Origin of the sequence: Streptomyces rubellomurinus (assembly GCF_000961885.1) — a bacterium.
Classification (GTDB): domain Bacteria; phylum Actinomycetota; class Actinomycetes; order Streptomycetales; family Streptomycetaceae; genus Kitasatospora; species Kitasatospora rubellomurina.
On the sequence record NZ_JZKH01000002.1, the window covers coordinates 171199 to 188347 of the forward strand.

Genomic DNA, 17149 nt, shown 5'->3' on the forward strand with positions numbered 1-17149 from the left:
TGACGGGAGGTTATGGGGAGTCCCGGCACATCAACCCCATGGACTGTGTGGGTCGGACACATAGGCCCGGGAGCGTGGGATTCCTACCTTGTGGCGACGTCGTCTCCCCTGGAATCCCCCGGAACGGATGTGGTGGGCATGAGCGCCCCTGGTAACGGTGCTGCCGCGCGCGGGTCACTCCCGCGGGTGGCGGCCGCGAGTCTGATCGGGACCACCATCGAGTGGTACGACTACTTCCTCTACGGGACGGCCGCGGCGCTGGTCTTCGGGAAGGTGTTCTTCCCGGCGAGTGACCCGCTGACCGGGACGCTGCTGTCCTTTCTCACCTATGCGATCGGGTTCGCGGCGCGCCCGCTCGGGGCGCTGGTGTTCGGGCACTTCGGGGACCGGGTGGGGCGGAAGAAGCTGCTGGTGGTGAGCCTGCTGCTGATGGGCGGGTCGACCACCGCGATCGGGCTGCTGCCGACGTACGGGGCGGTCGGCGTCACGGCGCCGGTGCTGCTGACGGCGCTGCGGCTGGTGCAGGGGTTCGCGCTCGGCGGCGAGTGGGGCGGCGCGGTGCTGCTGGTGTCGGAGCACGGGGACCAGCGGCGGCGGGGGTTCTGGGCGTCCTGGCCGCAGGGCGGGGCGCCGGCCGGCAACCTGCTGGCGGCGGGCGTGCTGTCGCTGCTGACGGGAGCGCTCTCGGACGACGCGTTCCTGGCCTGGGGCTGGCGGGTGCCGTTCCTGCTCTCGGCGGTGCTGGTCGCGGTCGGGCTGTGGATCCGGCTGGCGGTGGACGAATCCCCACTGTTCCAGCAGGCGTTGGCGGCGCAGGAGGAGAAGAAGGCGGAGCAGGCCGCGGTCGAGCAGCCGCCGCTGGTCGCGGTGCTGCGGCACCACTGGCGCGAGGTGCTGGTGGCGATGGGCGCGCGGATGGCGGAGAACATCTCGTACTACGTGATGACGACCTTCGTGCTCGCGTACGCCGTCAACCACGCGCACTTCGGCAAGCAGAGCGCGCTGAACGCCGTCCTGATCGCCTCCGCGATCCAGTTCGCGCTGATCCCGCTGTTCGGCGCGCTCTCGGACCGGGTCGGGCGCAAGCCGGTGTACCTGGTCGGCGCGGTCGGGGTCGGGGTGTGGGCGTTCGTGTTCTTCGGACTGGTGGACACCCGCTCCTTCAGCCAGCTGGTCGTCGCGGTGACCATCGGCCTGGTGTTCCACAGCGCGATGTACGCGCCCCAGGCCGCCTTCTTCTCCGAGATGTTCGCGACCCGGATGCGGTACTCGGGCGCGTCGATCGGCGCCCAGTTCGCCTCGGTGGCGGCCGGCGCGCCGGCGCCGCTGATCGCGACCGCGCTGCTCAAGGACTACGACAGCGCCACGCCCATCTCGGTCTACGTGGCGATCGCGGCGGCGATCACCGTGCTGGCCGTGCTCTGCGGCCGGGAGACCAGGGGGCGGGACCTCGCGGAGGTCGAGGAGCGTTCCGCGGACGGGGAGCGGGCCGAACGGGCCACCGTGGCCTGAGGGTTGAGGACCGGGGGTGGAGGGTTGAGGGTTGCGGGTGGAGCGCTGAGGGTTACGGAGTGAGCCGCTACCATCGCGAGTTCGCGGACCCGATGCCGATTGGCGGCCCCACCATGGACCACCCCGACGAGATCGCCGCACCCGCGCTGCGGCGGCTGCTCGACCTGCTCGCCTCCGGCGCCGCCACCGAGGACTTCGCCGAGGTACCGGCCGACGCCCGCCGCCGCGGCGCGTCGGCCGCCGTCCTCGCCGAGCTCGACCACGCCACCTGGCAGGCCCTGCGGGTGCACCGGACCCTGCGCCAACACCGGCGCCGCGAAGCCGAGTTGACGGCACTGTTCGACACCGCCGGGGACCTCGCCGCGTCCCGCGACCTGGACACCGTGCTGCAGGCGATCGTCCGCCGGGCCCGGATGCTGCTCGGCACCGACACCGCCTACCTGACCCTGCCGGACGAGACCGCCGGCGACACCTACATGCGGGTCACCGACGGCTCGGTCTCCGTCCTCTTCCAGACCCTGCGGCTCAGCCTCGGCGACGGCCTGGGCGGCCTGGTCGCGCAGACCGCCCGCCCGTACGCCACCCCCGACTACCGCACCGACGAACGCTTCCACCACACCGGCACCATCGACGCGGGCGTCCTCGACGAGGGCCTGGTGGCGATCATCGGGGTGCCGCTGCTGCTCGGCGGCCAGGTCATCGGCGTGCTGTTCGCCGCCGACCGCTCGCCGCGCGCCTTCTCCCCCGACGAGGTCGCGCTGCTCTGCACCCTCGCCGCACACGCCGCGATCGCCCTCGACACCGCCAAGTCGCTGGCCGACACCCGGGCCGCGCTCGACGAGCTGAACGCCGCCAACGAGCTGGTCCGGGCCCACTCCGCCGCCGTCCAGCGCGCCGAGCGGGCGCACGACCGGCTCACCGACCTGGTGCTGCGCGGCGCCGCGGTGTCCGACGTCGCCGCCGCCGTCGCCCACCTGCTGGGCGGGGAGATCGCCGTCCTGGACGCCGAGGGCGAGCCGCTCGCCGGACGGCCCGCGCCCGTCGACGAGTTGGCCCCGGCCGTCGCCGCCTCCCGGGCCGAGGGACGGTCGGTGCGGCACGGCGATCGGTGGATCTGCGCGGTGCTGGCCGGGCAGGACGCGCTGGGCACCTTGGTGCTGACCGGCCGACCGGACCTCGACGACCCGGACCGGCGGCTGTTCGAGCGGGCCAGCGTGGTCACCGCACTGCTGTTGCTGCTGCGCCGCTCGGTCGCCGAGACCGAGAACCGGATCCGCGGCGAACTCCTCACCGACCTGCTCACCGCCCCCGAACGCGACCCGGCCGGGCTCACCGCGCGCGGCCGCCGGCTCGGCGTGGACCTCGCCGGGGCGCACCTGGTGCTGGTCGCCGAGCCTGCGGGCAGCGGGGCGGGCGGTGGTGATGCAGGCGGCGGCAGCGCTGGTGACCGGGAACGGCTGGCGGGCGCGGCCCGGCGGTACCTGTTCGGCTCCCGGGGCGTCAGCGCCGAGCACGGCGAGGCGGTGGTGCTGCTCGTGCCGCTGGAGCCTGGCCCGGCCCCCGCCGCGCCCGGCGCCGTGCCGGGTGCCGTGCCCGGCGCGGTCCCGGGAGCCGCACCCGATGCCGCGCTCGGCGCCGCCGTGCTCGACGCCGCCGAGCAGACCGCCCGGCAGGCCGCCGAACGGCTGGCCCGGCTGGCCGGCTTCCCGGTCACCGTGGGCGCCGGCCGCCCCGCCGCCGGACCGCCCGCCCTCGCCGCCGCGCACGCCGAGGGCCTGCGCTGCCTCCGGGCCCTGCGGGTGCTCGGCCGCGCCGGCCAGGGCGCCTCGGCCGGCGCGCTCGGCTTCCTCGGCGTGCTCCTCGGCGACGGCCACGACGTGGACGGCTTCGTCGGCGCGACGCTCGGCCCGCTGCTCGCCTACGACGCCCGGCGCGGCACCGAGCTGGTCCGCACCCTGCGCGCCTACTTCGACTGCGGCGGCAGCCTCACCCGGGCCAAGGACGAGCTGCACGTCCACGTGAACACCGTCGTCCAGCGGCTGGACCGGGTGGAGGCCCTGCTCGGCCGGGACTGGAACCTGCCGGAACGCGCGCTCGAACTGCAGTTGGCGCTGCGGCTGCGGCTGCTGTCGGGCGACTGAACGACTTGTACGACCGGGGGCGTACAGTGGCGAGGTTGGTCTCGAACGCCCGGCAAGGAGCGGCAACGGTGAGCCAGAACGTGCAATTCGTGCGATGGGGCATAGGCGAGCACACCGTCCCCTACGAGGAGGCGTGGGCGGAGCAGCAGCGGCTGCACGCCCTGCGGGTCGCGGACGAGATCCCCGACACCGTGCTGCTGCTGGAGCACCAGCCCGTCTACACGATGGGCAAGCGCACCAACCCCGCCGACCTGCCGCTGGACGGCACCCCGGTGGTGCAGGTCAACCGGGGCGGCGAGATCACCTGGCACGGCCCCGGCCAGCTGGTCGGCTACCCGATCGTCAAGCTGCCCGACCCGATCGACGTGATCGCCTACGTCCGCCGGCTGGAGGAGGCGCTGATCCGCTCGGTCGCCGAGTTCGGCATCGAGACCACCCGGGTCGAGGGCCGCAGCGGCGTCTGGGTGCTGGGCGAGACCATCCCGGACGCCGTGGTGGACCCGGCGCAGGTGGTGGACATCGGCAAGCTCACCCTCCGGCTGGGCCTGCCCCTGGGCATCGACCCGCGGTTGGCCGGCCCCGAGTACGCGCCCTCCAACGCCGGGCAGCGCGGCGACGACCGCAAGCTCGCCGCGATCGGCGTGCGGGTCGCCCGCGGGGTGACCATGCACGGCTTCTCGCTCAACTGCGCCCCGGACATGACCGGCTTCGACAAGATCGTGCCGTGCGGCATCCGGGACGCGGGGGTCGCCTCGATCGCCGGTGAGCTGGGGCGCGACTTCGCGGTCGGCGACGCGCTGCCGGCCGTCGAGCGGCACCTGGCGGACGTCCTCGCCGAGCTGCCCGAGCCGGCGCTCAGCCGCTGAGTCCGGCACCGGATCCGCCACGAATCCGCTGCGGAATCCCCTGCCGAATCGCTACTGATCCCCTGCCACTGGGAATCTACCGGCCGGTAGCCGTGTTGCCCTGCGATTGCGGGGCGGCAGGCCCGGCGAAGGCCGTACAACCACAGGCGTACCCTGGGGGTACCCCGTCTAGTTCTAGGAGTCGCACGTGTCCGCTGTCGCGCCCGACGGCAGGAAGCTGCTCCGCCTGGAGGTCCGCAACAGCGAGACCCCCATCGAGCGGAAGCCCGAGTGGATCAAGACCCGCGCGAAGATGGGCCCGGAGTACAACGCCCTCCAGTCGCTGGTGAAGAAGGAGGGGCTGCACACGGTCTGCCAGGAGGCCGGCTGCCCCAACATCTTCGAGTGCTGGGAGGACCGCGAGGCGACCTTCCTCATCGGCGGTGACCAGTGCACCCGCCGTTGCGACTTCTGCCAGATCGACACCGGCAAGCCCGCCGAGTTCGACCGCGACGAGCCGCGCCGGGTCGCCGAGTCCATCGTCACCATGGACCTCAACTACGCCACCATCACCGGCGTCGCCCGCGACGACCTGGAGGACGGCGGCGCCTGGCTGTACGCCGAGACCGTCCGCCAGGTGCACGCGATGACCGCCGAGCGCGCGGGCGGCCGCACCGGCGTCGAGCTGCTGATCCCCGACTTCAACGCGGTGCCCGAGCAGCTGGCCGAGGTCTTCTCGTCCCGCCCCGAGGTGCTGGCGCACAACGTCGAGACCGTGCCGCGGATCTTCAAGCGGATCCGGCCGGCGTTCCGCTACGAGCGCTCGCTGGACGTCATCACCCAGGCCCGCGCGGCCGGGCTGGTGACCAAGTCCAACCTGATCCTGGGCATGGGCGAGACCCGCGAGGAGGTCAGCCAGGCGCTGGCCGACCTGGTCGGCGCCGGCTGCGAGCTGATCACCATCACCCAGTACCTGCGGCCCTCGCTGCGCCACCACCCGGTCGAGCGCTGGGTGAAGCCGCACGAGTTCGTCGAGCTGCAGCAGGAGGCCGAGGAGCTGGGCTTCGCCGGCGTCATGTCGGGCCCGCTGGTGCGCTCCTCGTACCGCGCCGGCCGGCTGTACCGGCAGGCGCTGGAGCGGCGCGCGCAGGCGGCGGTCTGACCGTCCGCGTCGGTTTCGAGCCATGGAAGGGCGGAGCTCCGGCTCCGCCCTTCCGGCGTTCACCGTGCTTTGACCGGCGGGTCACGGACTGGTAACACGGGGTGGGGACGATGGACGCTCGGCGAGCGTTCGATTCTTCTCAGCCACGAGAGGAGCTGTTCGGCATGGAGATGCGGATCGGGCCGGTGGGGGTGGCGCTGCGCTTCGCGGAGAGCGTCCTGCTCGCGCCCGGCCAGCGGCGCGCGCGGCGCAACGCCTGGGCGGCGGTCTGCGAGAACCGCCGGTACGCGGCGGACCGCCGGCACGACGCGGCGGCGACGGCCACGACGGCGGGGGCCACGACGGTGAGGGCCACGACGGCGACGGCAGCGGGCGGCCGGGGGGCGGGCCGGTCCGGGCGCCGCTGAGGGCCGGGCCGAGGCCGGGCCGAGGCCGGCTGCTCCGGACGGTCGCTGTCCGCGACGGCGCACCGACGCCCGGGTCACGGTTCGGGCGAACGGGTACCCGGGCTTGGATATCCCGCACCCGTGCCACGTACCATGAGCCTTATGGCGAGGGAAACATCCGAGAACCCCGGGCGGCTGAAGCAGATCGGCCGGGCGTACAAAATGACCAAAGAGGTCGACCCCAAGATCGGCCTGATCATTGCCGGCGTCGGCCTGCTGACCTTCGGCGTGTTCCTCGCCATCGGCTTCGCGATCGACCACCCCATCTACCTGGGCATCCTGGGCTTCATCGTGGCCGTCCTGACGGTCGCGATCGTCTTCGGCCGCCGGGCCGAGCGCGCCGCGTTCGGGCAGATGGAGGGGCAGCCGGGGGCCGTCGCGGCAGTGCTGGACAACATCCGGCGCGGCTGGAGCTCCAGCACCACGCCGGTCGCGATCACCCGTAACCAGGACGCGGTCTACCGCGCCGTGGGCCGGGCCGGCATCGCGCTGATCGGCGAGGGCAACCCGAACCGGGTGCGCCAGCTGCTGGCCTCCGAGAAGAAGAAGATGGCCCGGATCGTCGGCGACATCCCGGTGCACGACATCGTGGTGGGCAACAGCGAGGGCGAGGTCCCGCTGAAGAAGCTGCAGATCCACCTGATGCGGCTGCCCCGCGCCATCACCGCCGCCCAGGTCACCGAGACCAACGACCGGCTGCGCGCGCTGGGCGACCTGCTCTCCAAGGCGCCGATCCCCAAGGGCCCGATGCCCAAGGGCGCCCGGATGCCCAAGGGCGGCCAGGTCCGCTGACCCCCTCTCCCTCCGACTGGTACACCGAACGGCCCCGCCGCGGAAGCTCCGCGGCGGGGCCGTTCGGTGTTCGTGGTTCGTGGTTCGTGGCTCGTGGTTCGTGGCGACGGCGGGCGGTTCGCGCCGGATCCCGACCTCGTCGGATCCCGACCCCGTCAGATCCTGACCTCGACCGTGCCGACCGCCTTGTCGTGCAGGCCGCGGGTGTCCCGGTCCCAGACCAGCGGCGGCACCACCAGGCAGAGCAGCAGGGTGCGCAGCAGGACCTGCGGGATGGTCGCGCGGCCGCCGTCCAGCCGGACGACCCGCAGGCCGAACAGCCGCTTGCCGAGCGTCGTGCCGGTGGTGGAGAGCAGCAGGGCCGCCATCACGAAGTAGAGCGGGCTGGTCCACAGGTTCGCCTCGGAGGCGTCGCCCTTGGCGAGCAGCCCGTACGCGATCATCGCGACCAGCCAGCCGTCCACGAACAGGGCGCCGATCCGGCGGCCCGGGCCGGCGATCGAGCCGGGGCCCTCCTTGGGCAGGCCGAGGCGCTCGCCGCGGTGGCCGAAGTCGGCGCCCATCTTCTCGGCGGCCGCCTTAGGGCCGTCGATCCACGATCCCAACGCTTCTCTGGTGTCCACGAATCCACACTAACCGGGCTCACGCGCCAGCCCGGCATCGGCTCCCCCGTCGCCGGGGGCGTTGTCCACGACCGAGTGAATCCCGGTGGCCGGCCCTTGAGACCTAACGCCCAAGTGGTCCAGACCAATCCAGCGGCGCCACCTCGGGAGGCGGGTCGTTTTGCCCCGTCCCGTACGCCTTTGCCGCCCGCTCGGCGACCGCGCGTAACATTCGGGAAATGAAGGGGTCACCGAGCGGAAACGACCCGTTCCTAGGGTGAGCCCCATTCGCACGCCGAGGAGGACGAATGTTCAACAACGCCGCCGAAGTGAAGCAGTTCATCCAGGACAACGACGTGAAGTTCGTCGACGTCCGCTTCTGCGACCTGCCGGGCGTCATGCAGCACTTCTCCGTACCTGCGGCGACCTTCGACCCGTCCGAGACCCTGATGTTCGACGGTTCGTCGATCCGCGGCTTCCAGGCCATCCACGAGTCCGACATGGCCCTCGTCCCGGACCTCGCCACCGCCCGACTCGACCCGTTCCGGGCCGAGAAGCACCTCAACATCAACTTCTTCATCCAGGACCCGGTCACCGGCGAGGCCTACAGCCGCGACCCGCGCAACGTCGCCAAGAAGGCCGAGGCCTACCTCGCCTCCTCCGGCATCGCCGACACCGCCTACTTCGGGCCCGAGGCCGAGTTCTACGTCTTCGACTCGGTGCGCTTCGAGACCAGCGCCAACGCGTCCTTCTACCACATCGACTCGGAGGCCGGCGCCTGGAACTCCGGCGCCGCCGAGGGCGACGTGCGCGGCTACAAGGTCAAGTACAAGGGCGGCTACTTCCCCATCCCGCCGGTCGACCACTTCGCCGACCTGCGCGCCGAGATGTCGCTGGAGCTCGCCGCGGCCGGCCTGGAGGTCGAACGCCAGCACCACGAGGTCGGCACGGCCGGCCAGGCGGAGATCAACTACAAGTTCAACACCCTGCTGCACGCCGCCGACGACCTGATGCTGTTCAAGTACATCATCAAGAACGTCGCCTGGCGGGCGGGCAAGACCGCCACCTTCATGCCCAAGCCGATCTTCGGCGACAACGGCTCCGGCATGCACGTCCACCAGTCGCTCTGGACCGAGGGCACGCCGCTCTTCTACGACGAGCAGGGCTACGCCGGCCTCTCCGACACCGCCCGCTACTACATCGGCGGCCTGCTCCGGCACGCCCCCTCGCTGCTCGCCTTCACCAACCCCTCGGTGAACTCCTACCACCGCCTGGTCCCCGGCTTCGAGGCCCCGGTCAACCTCGTCTACTCGCAGCGCAACCGCTCGGCCGCGATCCGCATCCCGATCACCGGCTCCAACGCCAAGGCCAAGCGCATCGAGTTCCGCGCCCCGGACCCGTCCTCCAACCCCTACCTGGCCTTCTCCGCCATGCTGATGGCCGGCCTCGACGGCATCCGCAACAAGATCGAGCCGCTGGAGCCCGTCGACAAGGACCTCTACGAGCTCGCCCCCGAGGAGCACGCCAACGTCCCCCAGGTGCCCTCCTCCCTCCCGGCCGTCCTCGACGCCCTGGAAGCCGACCACGAGTACCTCCTCGCGGGCAACGTCTTCACCCCGGACCTGATCGAGACCTGGATCGACTTCAAGCGCACCAACGAGATCGCCCCGATCGCCCTCCGCCCCCACCCGCACGAGTTCGAGCTGTACTACGACCTGTAGAAACCCCCTCTGACCTGCGGAAACGCAGTTGGATCTCTCATCGTTTCCGCAGGTCAGGCAGGGTCCTGACCTGCGGAAACGCGCGGAGAGGGGTCGGCTGTAGCATCCCCTGGGACTCGCGATGTGAAATGAGTGTGAAATGAGCACGCGTAGATCGAACTCGCGATGATCACGCCGTTGCCCTTGCCAGCACTGGGCAGTCCGCCATCTCGCTACTTTCCGTAGTCGCCGTTCGGGGCTGCAGACTCAACAGGTTCGATCTTTGGCCAACACTGCCTCTCCCGCAGGCAAGGCGTCACCCACACTCGCCAGCTCCCGCCGATCCAGAGGACATCCGAGAAGGCAGGGAGTACGCCGGACCTCGACAGGCAAAGTCCGTCGAGAATCAGCTGGCTCAGGCAACACCAAGCCCGGCGGCGGCCACTGAGACGACGGCAGACAGGACGAACTGAGGCCAGCTGCCGAGCGGGCCGATCAGGACTGCGCCTGCCCATGGCGAGGGCTGCGGCCAGAGTGGCCGGGGCTTCCAGGAGGGCGTTCAGTCGTCCGCAGGAAGCGGTACCCCAACGGTGGCTTGGAGGAGGGTCCGGTTGCCCTCGACGGCGCTGGCCAGCATGGACAGGGTGATCAGCAGGGCGGCGGGGCTGGGCATCGCGGTGAGGGTGAAGGTGGTGGCCCCACTGGCGGCGATCAGTACGCCGGTGCGCGCTCGGGCGGCGAGCTGCGCGGTACAGGGCGGCCCAGCGTCTGCCCCAGGCCGCCCAGTCCGAGGGCCCGGGGCGCCAGCATCGAACTGAAGTAGCGCGCGTTCAGTAGCAGACCATTCGGACTATATAAATCCGCTTGTCGGTGGCGTGTGGGACTCTTTGAACATGACGCTCCGGGGTAACTACTCCCAGCGAAGGTGCTCTAATACACACGGACGGTGTCTCATGGGCGGCGCACGGGTGATACGCACAAACAGAGTCCTACCACCCGACCCGAACGGCTGTCGGTGGTGCGGCGACGTCCAAGGCCACCACGGCACACAGTGGGTGGCCTCGGTTGGTCAGCACACTTGGGCAGAGCCGACGCCTCAGCAGCGACTTCGCCGCATGCAGGCGCGGCGGGCGGCCCGGCAGGCCGCGTCCGCGGCAGTCACCACAGATGCGGCCCCGCGTTCCGGGCGCGGATGACCAAATCGTCGAAGAGTTCCGTGAGGGCCTCGGGAATGCGCTCCTTGGGCAGGTGCGCGGCGATCCCGACCATCAAGTCCTCCTTGGACTGAGGCCCCTCCAGGGAACCAGTCTTGAACATGTCCAGCAGCGCGGAGCTGAACTTCTTGCCCGACCGCAGCCCGGCTACATCACCGGGCTGCCACGGCCCCGAGCCGTCGGTTCGCGGCCACAGGGCGTTGGCCGTGTCAGCCCAGTCCGCGTTCTGGAACAGGTCCTCCAGTTCGTTGGGCGCGCCTAGGTAGAAGCAGTGCTCGTCCGGGGTGAAGCCATACTGCTTGAGCTTGTCGTCGCGGAAGACCTGCTTCTGGTTCGTACGGCTGTCCTTGTCGACCACGAATGCCACATCCCGGTGGTGGCCGGCCAGGAACTGCGCGAAGCGCAGCGCGCCCTCGTTACTGCCGCCGGCCATCAGGCACACGCCTGCGGACTGGATAGGTACCCCGGCGTGCTTGCGGAACAGGATCGGGAACGCGGACGTCTCAGACACGCCCTCCACGGCGACGAAGAACCGCTCGTGCAGCAGGACGCTGTTGCGGAACCCGAGTGTCGTCGCGATGGTCGATAGGTGGCGGCGCACGTCCACGTCGGCGCCGCCTTCATCGAGGACCTCCACGCAGACCCGTCCCTGGTGGGTGCGCAGGTGCACCACTGAGGAGATGTCGACCCCGTCGATCAGGTTGAGCGAGTGGGTGGCCACGATCACCCGGGCGTTTGGCTGGGCCGACTGCCCCTGGATGAGCGACATGATCCGCCGCTGGCGGGTGTAGTCCAGATGGGTGTCCGGCTCGTCGTAGACAAACACGACGTCGCTCGTGGTGCCGTCGTCGTTCTGGGTCAACTCATTGCTGCTCTCCCAGAGAGCCAGGGAGATACGGCGGGAACGGCCCGTTCCGGCCGAGGACAGCGGGATGCGACGTCCGCCCGCGTCCACAATGGTCAGTTCCACGCCAGTCAGGGCGGGCTTGACCTGCACCTTCGGGTCTAGCTCGACCGACGGCAGTTCGCAGCGGTCCGCGATGTGCTCGCGGATACGGTCGATGTCCGCAGTCAGCGAGTTCGCGAGGTACTCCTCAAGCTCCTCGACCCGCTTGGCGGCGTCATCGGCTCGGCTTTATTCCCGCAGGCGAGAGCCCAGCAAAGTATGGATCACCGTCTCAGGCGCCTGGACCGCATCGCCGCGGAAGTACACGAGCGACGGCAGCGCGGCCTCCACGGAAGAGTCCGCTGCTACCCACGCGTCGACCTGCGGCATGGTGTCGGCAAGCTGCCGCAGCGGCTGCTCCCAGCTGTCGCGCGCGGTGGCCGGGCCGGCCGGGAGTACGCCGTAGGAGTTCGCGGTCGCCTTCAAGGCAGGAAGCTTGAGTGACGCGAGGTCCTGTAGCGCCGCCTCCTCGCACACGCGGCGCCGCACCTCCAGGAACGAGCCCGCCTCCGGCCGGTAGCGGCGCCTGATCCGCACATGCTCGGGCAGGCCCAGGACTTCCTGCTCGTGGGGACGCAGTGCGAAGGAGCCCTCGACCACCGCCTGTGCCACGCGCGCCGGCGCGTCGGCGTCCTCGGCTTCGCCCTCGCCGAGGTAGGTCAGGTCACGCTCGCTGAGTGCTGTGCCCTCCAACAAGAACGCGAGGGCGTCCAACAGCGCCGTCTTCCCGCCCTCGTTCTGGCCGGTCAGTACGGTCTGCTGCAAGACCGGCACCTGCTTGATCTCCGCGAGGCAGCGGAAACCCTCGACCGACACATCACAAATCTGCACGCACGCCTCGACTTGGCCAGGAACGGGTGGGATTCAAAGGGGCCGGATCAGCCCGCAAGCTTGCGAGTCGGGTAGCGCCCCTTGATATGCCGGGCCACAAACCCGCCCTTGCTCGCGGCGGCCAGCAGTGCGGTGTGCACCTCCGCGGGCACACGCGTGTACTCGTAAAGGGATCCGCTGTGGAAGGCGATCTGCAGGGTGCTGGAGCGGTCGTCGTAGCCAACGGACAGGACATTAGTGGACTGGACCGGCTGGTGCAGCACAGTGCCTCCTGCAATTGATGCGCCGGAAGGTGCCCGGTTGGCCGTTGATGCTATCAGCAGTACGCCAAGAACCAGCCCGGAAAGGAGGTTGCGTCGGGCGGTGTGCCAACCATGCGACGGGGTGGGAGCCTGCAGGTTTGCCCGGGCCGGGCCGGCGCCGCCTGGCCTGACGTCACCCAGGCCCGGCGTCATGTTCTCCACCTCTAACGATCTGGTGCGTGATACCGGCGCGATCTGACCCACAGCGTTGCGGCGGCATGTTCAGGGCTCGCGACGTGGTCGCCGGCTGCCCTGCTGAGCAGGCCGCCGCCTCGGCCATTGACGGTCCGGACGGCTTCGGCATCGACGCGGGTTGCACCTCTGCGGCCACGGCGGAATTGTGGCTCGTCCAGGCCAAGTAGAGCCTGCGAGGCTCCGCTCGGTCCGATGCCGACGCGGTCGGCAAGCTGATCGGCGGGCTGCTGGCGTTGGAAAACCGGGACTTCGACCGCTTCGACGGCCCTCTCCAGGCTCTGTCCGGACAAACCAGCGCCTATCATGCGCCCACTGCCCAAGTGCAGCTGGTCCTGCCCGCCATGGGCCCGAACCTGCCGACCTCCGAGTTCGTAGTAGCGGTCCAGTACGTGATCGCACGTCTTACAACGGATATCGCCGTCCGAACCTTAAAGGCTGAGGACTTCCAACAGGACCTGATGCCCCGCTATGCATCAGCACTGGCATGGCAAATAAGGGAATTCTTGGAATTCATGAGTAAATTCTCATCGCCTCACACAGAGAAGGCTCAATTTTCCGCAGCATCGCCTATCGGCTCCTGATCAGAACAGAAATCTGACATATCTCCAGAATGACAATGCGCGTCGTTGCTCCTCCAGGATGCTCGATTCTCGCATGAGGGATTGAAGTTCAATCCCTCGAGATCGAAGCTGAGCTGCACGGCGGTCGAACTCCTTGCCCATCGCGTAGGCAGCTTCAGCAGCGGGCTTGTTGAGTTCCACCAATTTCTCCCGCTCGTTACCAATTTGCACCGTAATGCGATCCTTTGCTGCGCGCGCCGAATCCTCCACATCACGCCGCCGATCGCTCACCGCCCGGAACTGTGAAGCAAACCGGCCCTCCACTTCTCGGACGCTTTGCTCTGGAAGACCGATGGGACACTGCCGGCTCAGCTCAGCCACACGTCGATCCCGCCACTTCTGCAACACCGCCGCACGATAAGATCCCACTCCAAGGACCCTGACCGCTTCACCATCGCGGCGAATCAGCAGAGCCCCTGAACCTCCTATACGAAATCCAGTATAGTCTGCCGCCGTTCGAATCCCTGCTCCGGTAAGCGCCTGAAGGACCTTTTCGCCGCCTATAGCCAGGTAGGCGCGACCGATTTCGAAATTTTCAAGTTGGCTTTCTATCCAGTTACGCTGGAACGGTTCGGCAGCCTTATCAACGGCCGCCTGACGCGCGGCGGAAAGCTTAGTTTGTTCCGCCTCTAACAGTATCAAGGCCGCACGCATCTCACCCTCGACCTGGGCATGCTCTCTCTGGAGACGTTGCGTCAGCTCCCTTTGCCTTTCCGTGAAGAGCAAAATGCGCTTCGACTCCTCATCTTCGAGTCGCTCGCGCTCCGCCGCGAGTTGGGAGTAGTCAGCTGCTGGATCCCCTATATGGGAAAGGAGCTGGCTAACAGCCTGCGAGTCACTCATCATCTCACCTAGTTCAGCCCTTGAACGCCACCCCAGTACCGCTGCGACAACGAGAAGCCCGACAACCCCAAGTGCAGCAGTGCAGGCAAGGTCGACGCCCAATACACCCACCATTCCAAGGATCGGAGCCAACAGCGATAGGGGAACCGCACATGCGGCCAACGTGGTGTCTCTGAACCGCCGCCCCTGAAACGTTCGACCACCACGTGCGGGAGGTCGGGGGTTTCCATTTATCGTGGAAAGGTGATTCTGCAACCAGGCTGGGCGGCCACTCCGCGACGAATCGACATCTTCCTTATTTTCCTTCGCGACTCTCTCGCCATCGTCCTCCATTCCGGCTGACTCTGAACCTTGGCCCAGACCAGGCAGTTCGGCCAATGGTCTGTCAATCATGGCAACGACGGCCTGCGCCAACTCCCGCACCCGTGAATCTGGGTGTTGAAGGAGAGTCAAGAACCTGACTGAGCTTCCAGGGGCATCGAAGTCCGCCCGTTCCAGCAACAGGTGTTCCGCATCAGGCTCGTGGAGTTGTCCCCACAATGATGGGTCAATGGCCACCGCCGATAGTGAAAGATAGATCACCCAGGCTGAGAAATTGTCAACACCAGGGCCGAAGTCCTCTACCCTCCTCTCTGGGGACTGGTAGTTCCGATGACCCAACTCCGTGCCCATCAAGCCTGAGAGCGCTGGAACGTAAAATCCATCGTAGTCAACTAGCCGCAAGGTGCCGTCCGGTGCGACCAGGATGTTGCCATGCTGCAGATCGCCATGTTCAATTCCGGCCGCAGACAGGCTCTCCATCAAGTCCTTGAATCGTCCGGCCACAGCCTGAACTGACTTCCTCTCCTGACAATGGGAATCAAGCCATTGAAGAAGAGTGTCTCCTTCTACCCACTCCATTTTCAGTGCGGGAAACCAGCAATTGTCGACCTGGACTCCCATTGGGAGGTACTCAAATTCCACATTCCAGTGCGACGAAAGCCCACGCGGCGCGATAGAGGAAAGATGATTGCTGATCTCCTGGTAGCGCTTCTCCTGGTCCAGGACATGCCGCGTGAAACACTTGACGGCAAATCGCCGACCATCAGCGCACGTCATCGAGAAGACGACCGACGAGCCACCAGACCTTGATCTAGGCTGCCCCCAGCGGCCGGCCTCCACAGTGGATTCCTTCAGATCCGGATGCGCAAAACAGAGCCTCGGATTTTGGACAGCCAGTACATAATCGGCACCACTTGGGTACTTCTGCTGGGAAGGAGATGCCTGAACCGGGACGGACGGTGACACCAGCTGATCACCCCGCAAAATAAATGTAGACAAATGTCACATCGTCATTGCGAAGTCGCCCAGAGGCCCGCTGTTGGTTCACCCATTCCTCGAACCCCGATTCATCATCGGTTCGGCCGAATTCTCGGAGGCTGTACATTATGCTGTCAAAGCTGTGCCCTGGCGCCTCATCGGCACAATCAATTAGGTAAGCCGCCAGTGCGTCCGTCATCAACAGGAGCTCGTCGCCGTCCTCCGCATACCCACGGGTGAACCGAGTCCGTTCCCCGGTCTGCACCCAGTCGCGATCTCGACTGCCTAGAAGGCTTGGAGAGTTCCCGAACGCGGCCGGCGTCTTCATCGGAAACCGTCTTATCAAGCGGCCATCGCGCACCTGGAAGAGACATGAGTCCCCCAACGCCGCAGCTAGCCAACGTCGTCTATGACGAGCCACCACAGCGGCCCCGTGCTTACTGCCGGGAGCGTTCACGTGCACAGCCAAAGTCGTGGCAAACGCGCCAGCAGAGAGCTTCGGATATTCGAACCATCGCGGTGGACGTCCTACTGCCGTCCGCTGTTTGAGATAGCCCGCATGCCACAGCTCCCACTCATCACAGACATGTGTCAACACTTTGCCGTGCGAAAGCCCAGCCCCCTCGAGAGCTGCCGGGTCCTCGGCAATCCCGACCGCCATCGTCCGCACTAAGCACTGGGCCCACTCTCGCGCAAGGGTGCTCTCTGATGCTCCGTCGGACACCACCACCGTGAACGGCTCGCTCCGCAGGTCCGATGCAGCTCCCTCAGGAAGAACGCAGCATGCGTCCTCGCACTCCACCCAACTGTTGCCCCGCTTCGGGATGATCAGCTTGGTCACAGCCACTCCGGACTCTGTCACCGGATGCTAGTCACACGAGTGCCGATGTCCAGAAATTGGACCACAGAGCTGATGTCACCGTTGTAGACGAATCCTCGGGTCGCGTTGCTGACGGTGTAACCCAACAACTTCGCATATCCCTGCATATGGTCAGGTAGAACGCTAGACATGGAGAAGAGCACTCGCGAGAGGTCGTTCGGCAACTCTTCTTCGGAATCAGGGTATGCCACCGCCTCGTGCTGCCCCGGAGAAACATGAAGATTGAAAAGCAGTGCAGGGCCGTCCGCAGTCACATGCTTGCCGATGGCACGTCCGGACTCTGACGGGTCGCCATCAGTTGATGCTCCATCGGTCAGATTGAGAACAATCGGCGGAAACCCGCCCGGATGTGCCGATACCCACCCCGCCACGAGGTCCTCGGCATGCCTCAGCGCCTGGTTCATCGGCGTTCCACCCAATGCCACCGGTTCAACCCAGACCGGCTTTCCTTGAGCCGCCTCTACGAACCCGTTAGAACCGTCCCTCACCAACACGGTCTGCTGGGACATGTAGGCCGGGTGGTCGGCGATCACAGAGATCGGAATCAAGCCCCGACCTTGAAGATCGCCTACGAATGCCGACCCGACCGTTACGCCGTATCCGACAACAGCCACATGAAAGTAGTCGCGAACAGTGTCTTCTTTCCCGCACTTGACGGCCAGTTCAAACAGCAATCGATTAATCGCCTCCGCCACTGCGATGGCCTTGCTCTGCGGAACCCCTGTTTCGACCTGCTCCGACATGGAACCAGACTGGTCCACCAGGAAAACGAGGCAACCTGGATTGCTGCGACTGATCTCCGCCTCATAGGCCATCCGC

The 17149-nt window shown here is 67.6% G+C and carries 15 protein-coding genes and 1 pseudogene; 8 read left to right on the forward strand and 8 right to left on the reverse strand.

The window, feature by feature from the left end; all coding sequences use genetic code 11:
• Positions 1-138: 138 nt before the first annotated feature.
• The 6 genes from VM95_RS02060 to VM95_RS02085 all read left to right on the forward strand — a co-directional run bounded on the left by VM95_RS02060 (position 139) and on the right by VM95_RS02085 (position 6898).
• The gene (locus VM95_RS02060) at positions 139-1512 is read left to right on the forward strand and encodes an MFS transporter (protein ID WP_045692206.1); all 1374 of its coding nucleotides are present in this window, start codon (positions 139-141) and stop codon (positions 1510-1512) included.
• Positions 1513-1625: 113 nt separating this feature from the next.
• Positions 1626-3653, forward strand: coding sequence for a helix-turn-helix domain-containing protein (locus VM95_RS02065; protein WP_045692262.1), 2028 nt, complete (start codon positions 1626-1628; stop codon positions 3651-3653).
• A 68-nt stretch (positions 3654-3721) separates the two neighbouring features.
• Positions 3722-4519 (forward strand): lipoyl(octanoyl) transferase LipB, encoded by a 798-nt coding sequence (lipB, locus tag VM95_RS02070; protein ID WP_078859515.1) that lies wholly within the window; start codon positions 3722-3724, stop codon positions 4517-4519.
• A gap of 187 nt (positions 4520-4706) precedes the next feature.
• Positions 4707-5660: a lipoyl synthase gene (gene lipA / locus VM95_RS02075; RefSeq protein ID WP_045692208.1), complete on the forward strand. Its 954-nt coding sequence runs from the start codon at positions 4707-4709 to the stop codon at positions 5658-5660.
• A 164-nt stretch (positions 5661-5824) separates the two neighbouring features.
• On the forward strand, positions 5825-6067 hold the full coding sequence (locus tag VM95_RS02080) for a hypothetical protein (RefSeq protein ID WP_045692209.1): 243 nt from the start codon (positions 5825-5827) through the stop codon (positions 6065-6067).
• A gap of 141 nt (positions 6068-6208) precedes the next feature.
• Positions 6209-6898, forward strand: a complete 690-nt coding sequence (locus tag VM95_RS02085) for a DUF4191 domain-containing protein (RefSeq protein ID WP_045692210.1) — start codon at positions 6209-6211, stop codon at positions 6896-6898.
• Between the two features lie 155 nt (positions 6899-7053).
• On the opposite strand, the gene VM95_RS02090 is transcribed toward VM95_RS02085, so the two are convergent.
• Complete coding sequence (locus VM95_RS02090; protein ID WP_078859516.1) at positions 7054-7521, reverse strand: RDD family protein; 468 nt, start codon at positions 7519-7521, stop codon at positions 7054-7056.
• A 287-nt stretch (positions 7522-7808) separates the two neighbouring features.
• Between VM95_RS02090 and glnA the strand changes: the two genes are divergently transcribed.
• The gene (gene glnA / locus VM95_RS02095) at positions 7809-9221 is read left to right on the forward strand and encodes a type I glutamate--ammonia ligase (protein WP_045692212.1); all 1413 of its coding nucleotides are present in this window, start codon (positions 7809-7811) and stop codon (positions 9219-9221) included.
• Positions 9222-10358: 1137 nt separating this feature from the next.
• Here glnA and VM95_RS02100 read toward each other — a convergent pair.
• From VM95_RS02100 to VM95_RS44010, 4 genes and pseudogenes are all read right to left on the reverse strand, one after another.
• Positions 10359-11141, reverse strand: a complete 783-nt coding sequence (locus VM95_RS02100; RefSeq protein WP_341845981.1) for a TOPRIM nucleotidyl transferase/hydrolase domain-containing protein — start codon at positions 11139-11141, stop codon at positions 10359-10361.
• Positions 11118-11528, reverse strand: a pseudogene (locus VM95_RS45405) (AAA family ATPase); the annotation flags it as partial. The pseudogene VM95_RS45405 and the gene VM95_RS02100, both read right to left, overlap by 24 nt.
• 21 nt (positions 11529-11549) lie before the next feature.
• Complete coding sequence (locus VM95_RS02105) at positions 11550-12176, reverse strand: hypothetical protein (RefSeq protein ID WP_157881969.1); 627 nt, start codon at positions 12174-12176, stop codon at positions 11550-11552.
• Between the two features lie 62 nt (positions 12177-12238).
• A complete protein-coding gene (locus tag VM95_RS44010; RefSeq protein ID WP_045692215.1) occupies positions 12239-12454 on the reverse strand; it encodes a KTSC domain-containing protein in 216 nt (71 codons plus the stop codon).
• Between the two features lie 554 nt (positions 12455-13008).
• Between VM95_RS44010 and VM95_RS42230 the strand changes: the two genes are divergently transcribed.
• A complete protein-coding gene (locus VM95_RS42230; RefSeq protein WP_157881970.1) occupies positions 13009-13269 on the forward strand; it encodes a hypothetical protein in 261 nt (86 codons plus the stop codon).
• Here VM95_RS42230 and VM95_RS39860 read toward each other — a convergent pair whose 3' ends face one another.
• From VM95_RS39860 to VM95_RS02120, 3 genes are read right to left on the reverse strand one after another with little or no spacing between them, the layout of a single operon-like run.
• Entirely contained in the window at positions 13270-15438 is a 2169-nt protein-coding gene (locus VM95_RS39860) for a protein kinase domain-containing protein (RefSeq protein ID WP_157881971.1), read from the reverse strand. It lies immediately after the preceding gene.
• Between the two features lie 7 nt (positions 15439-15445).
• A complete protein-coding gene (locus tag VM95_RS45555; protein ID WP_045692216.1) occupies positions 15446-16312 on the reverse strand; it encodes a protein phosphatase 2C domain-containing protein in 867 nt (288 codons plus the stop codon).
• The gene (locus tag VM95_RS02120) at positions 16309-17145 is read right to left on the reverse strand and encodes a vWA domain-containing protein (RefSeq protein WP_045692217.1); all 837 of its coding nucleotides are present in this window, start codon (positions 17143-17145) and stop codon (positions 16309-16311) included. The genes VM95_RS45555 and VM95_RS02120 overlap by 4 nt, the downstream gene beginning before the upstream one ends.
• Positions 17146-17149: the final 4 nt, after the last annotated feature.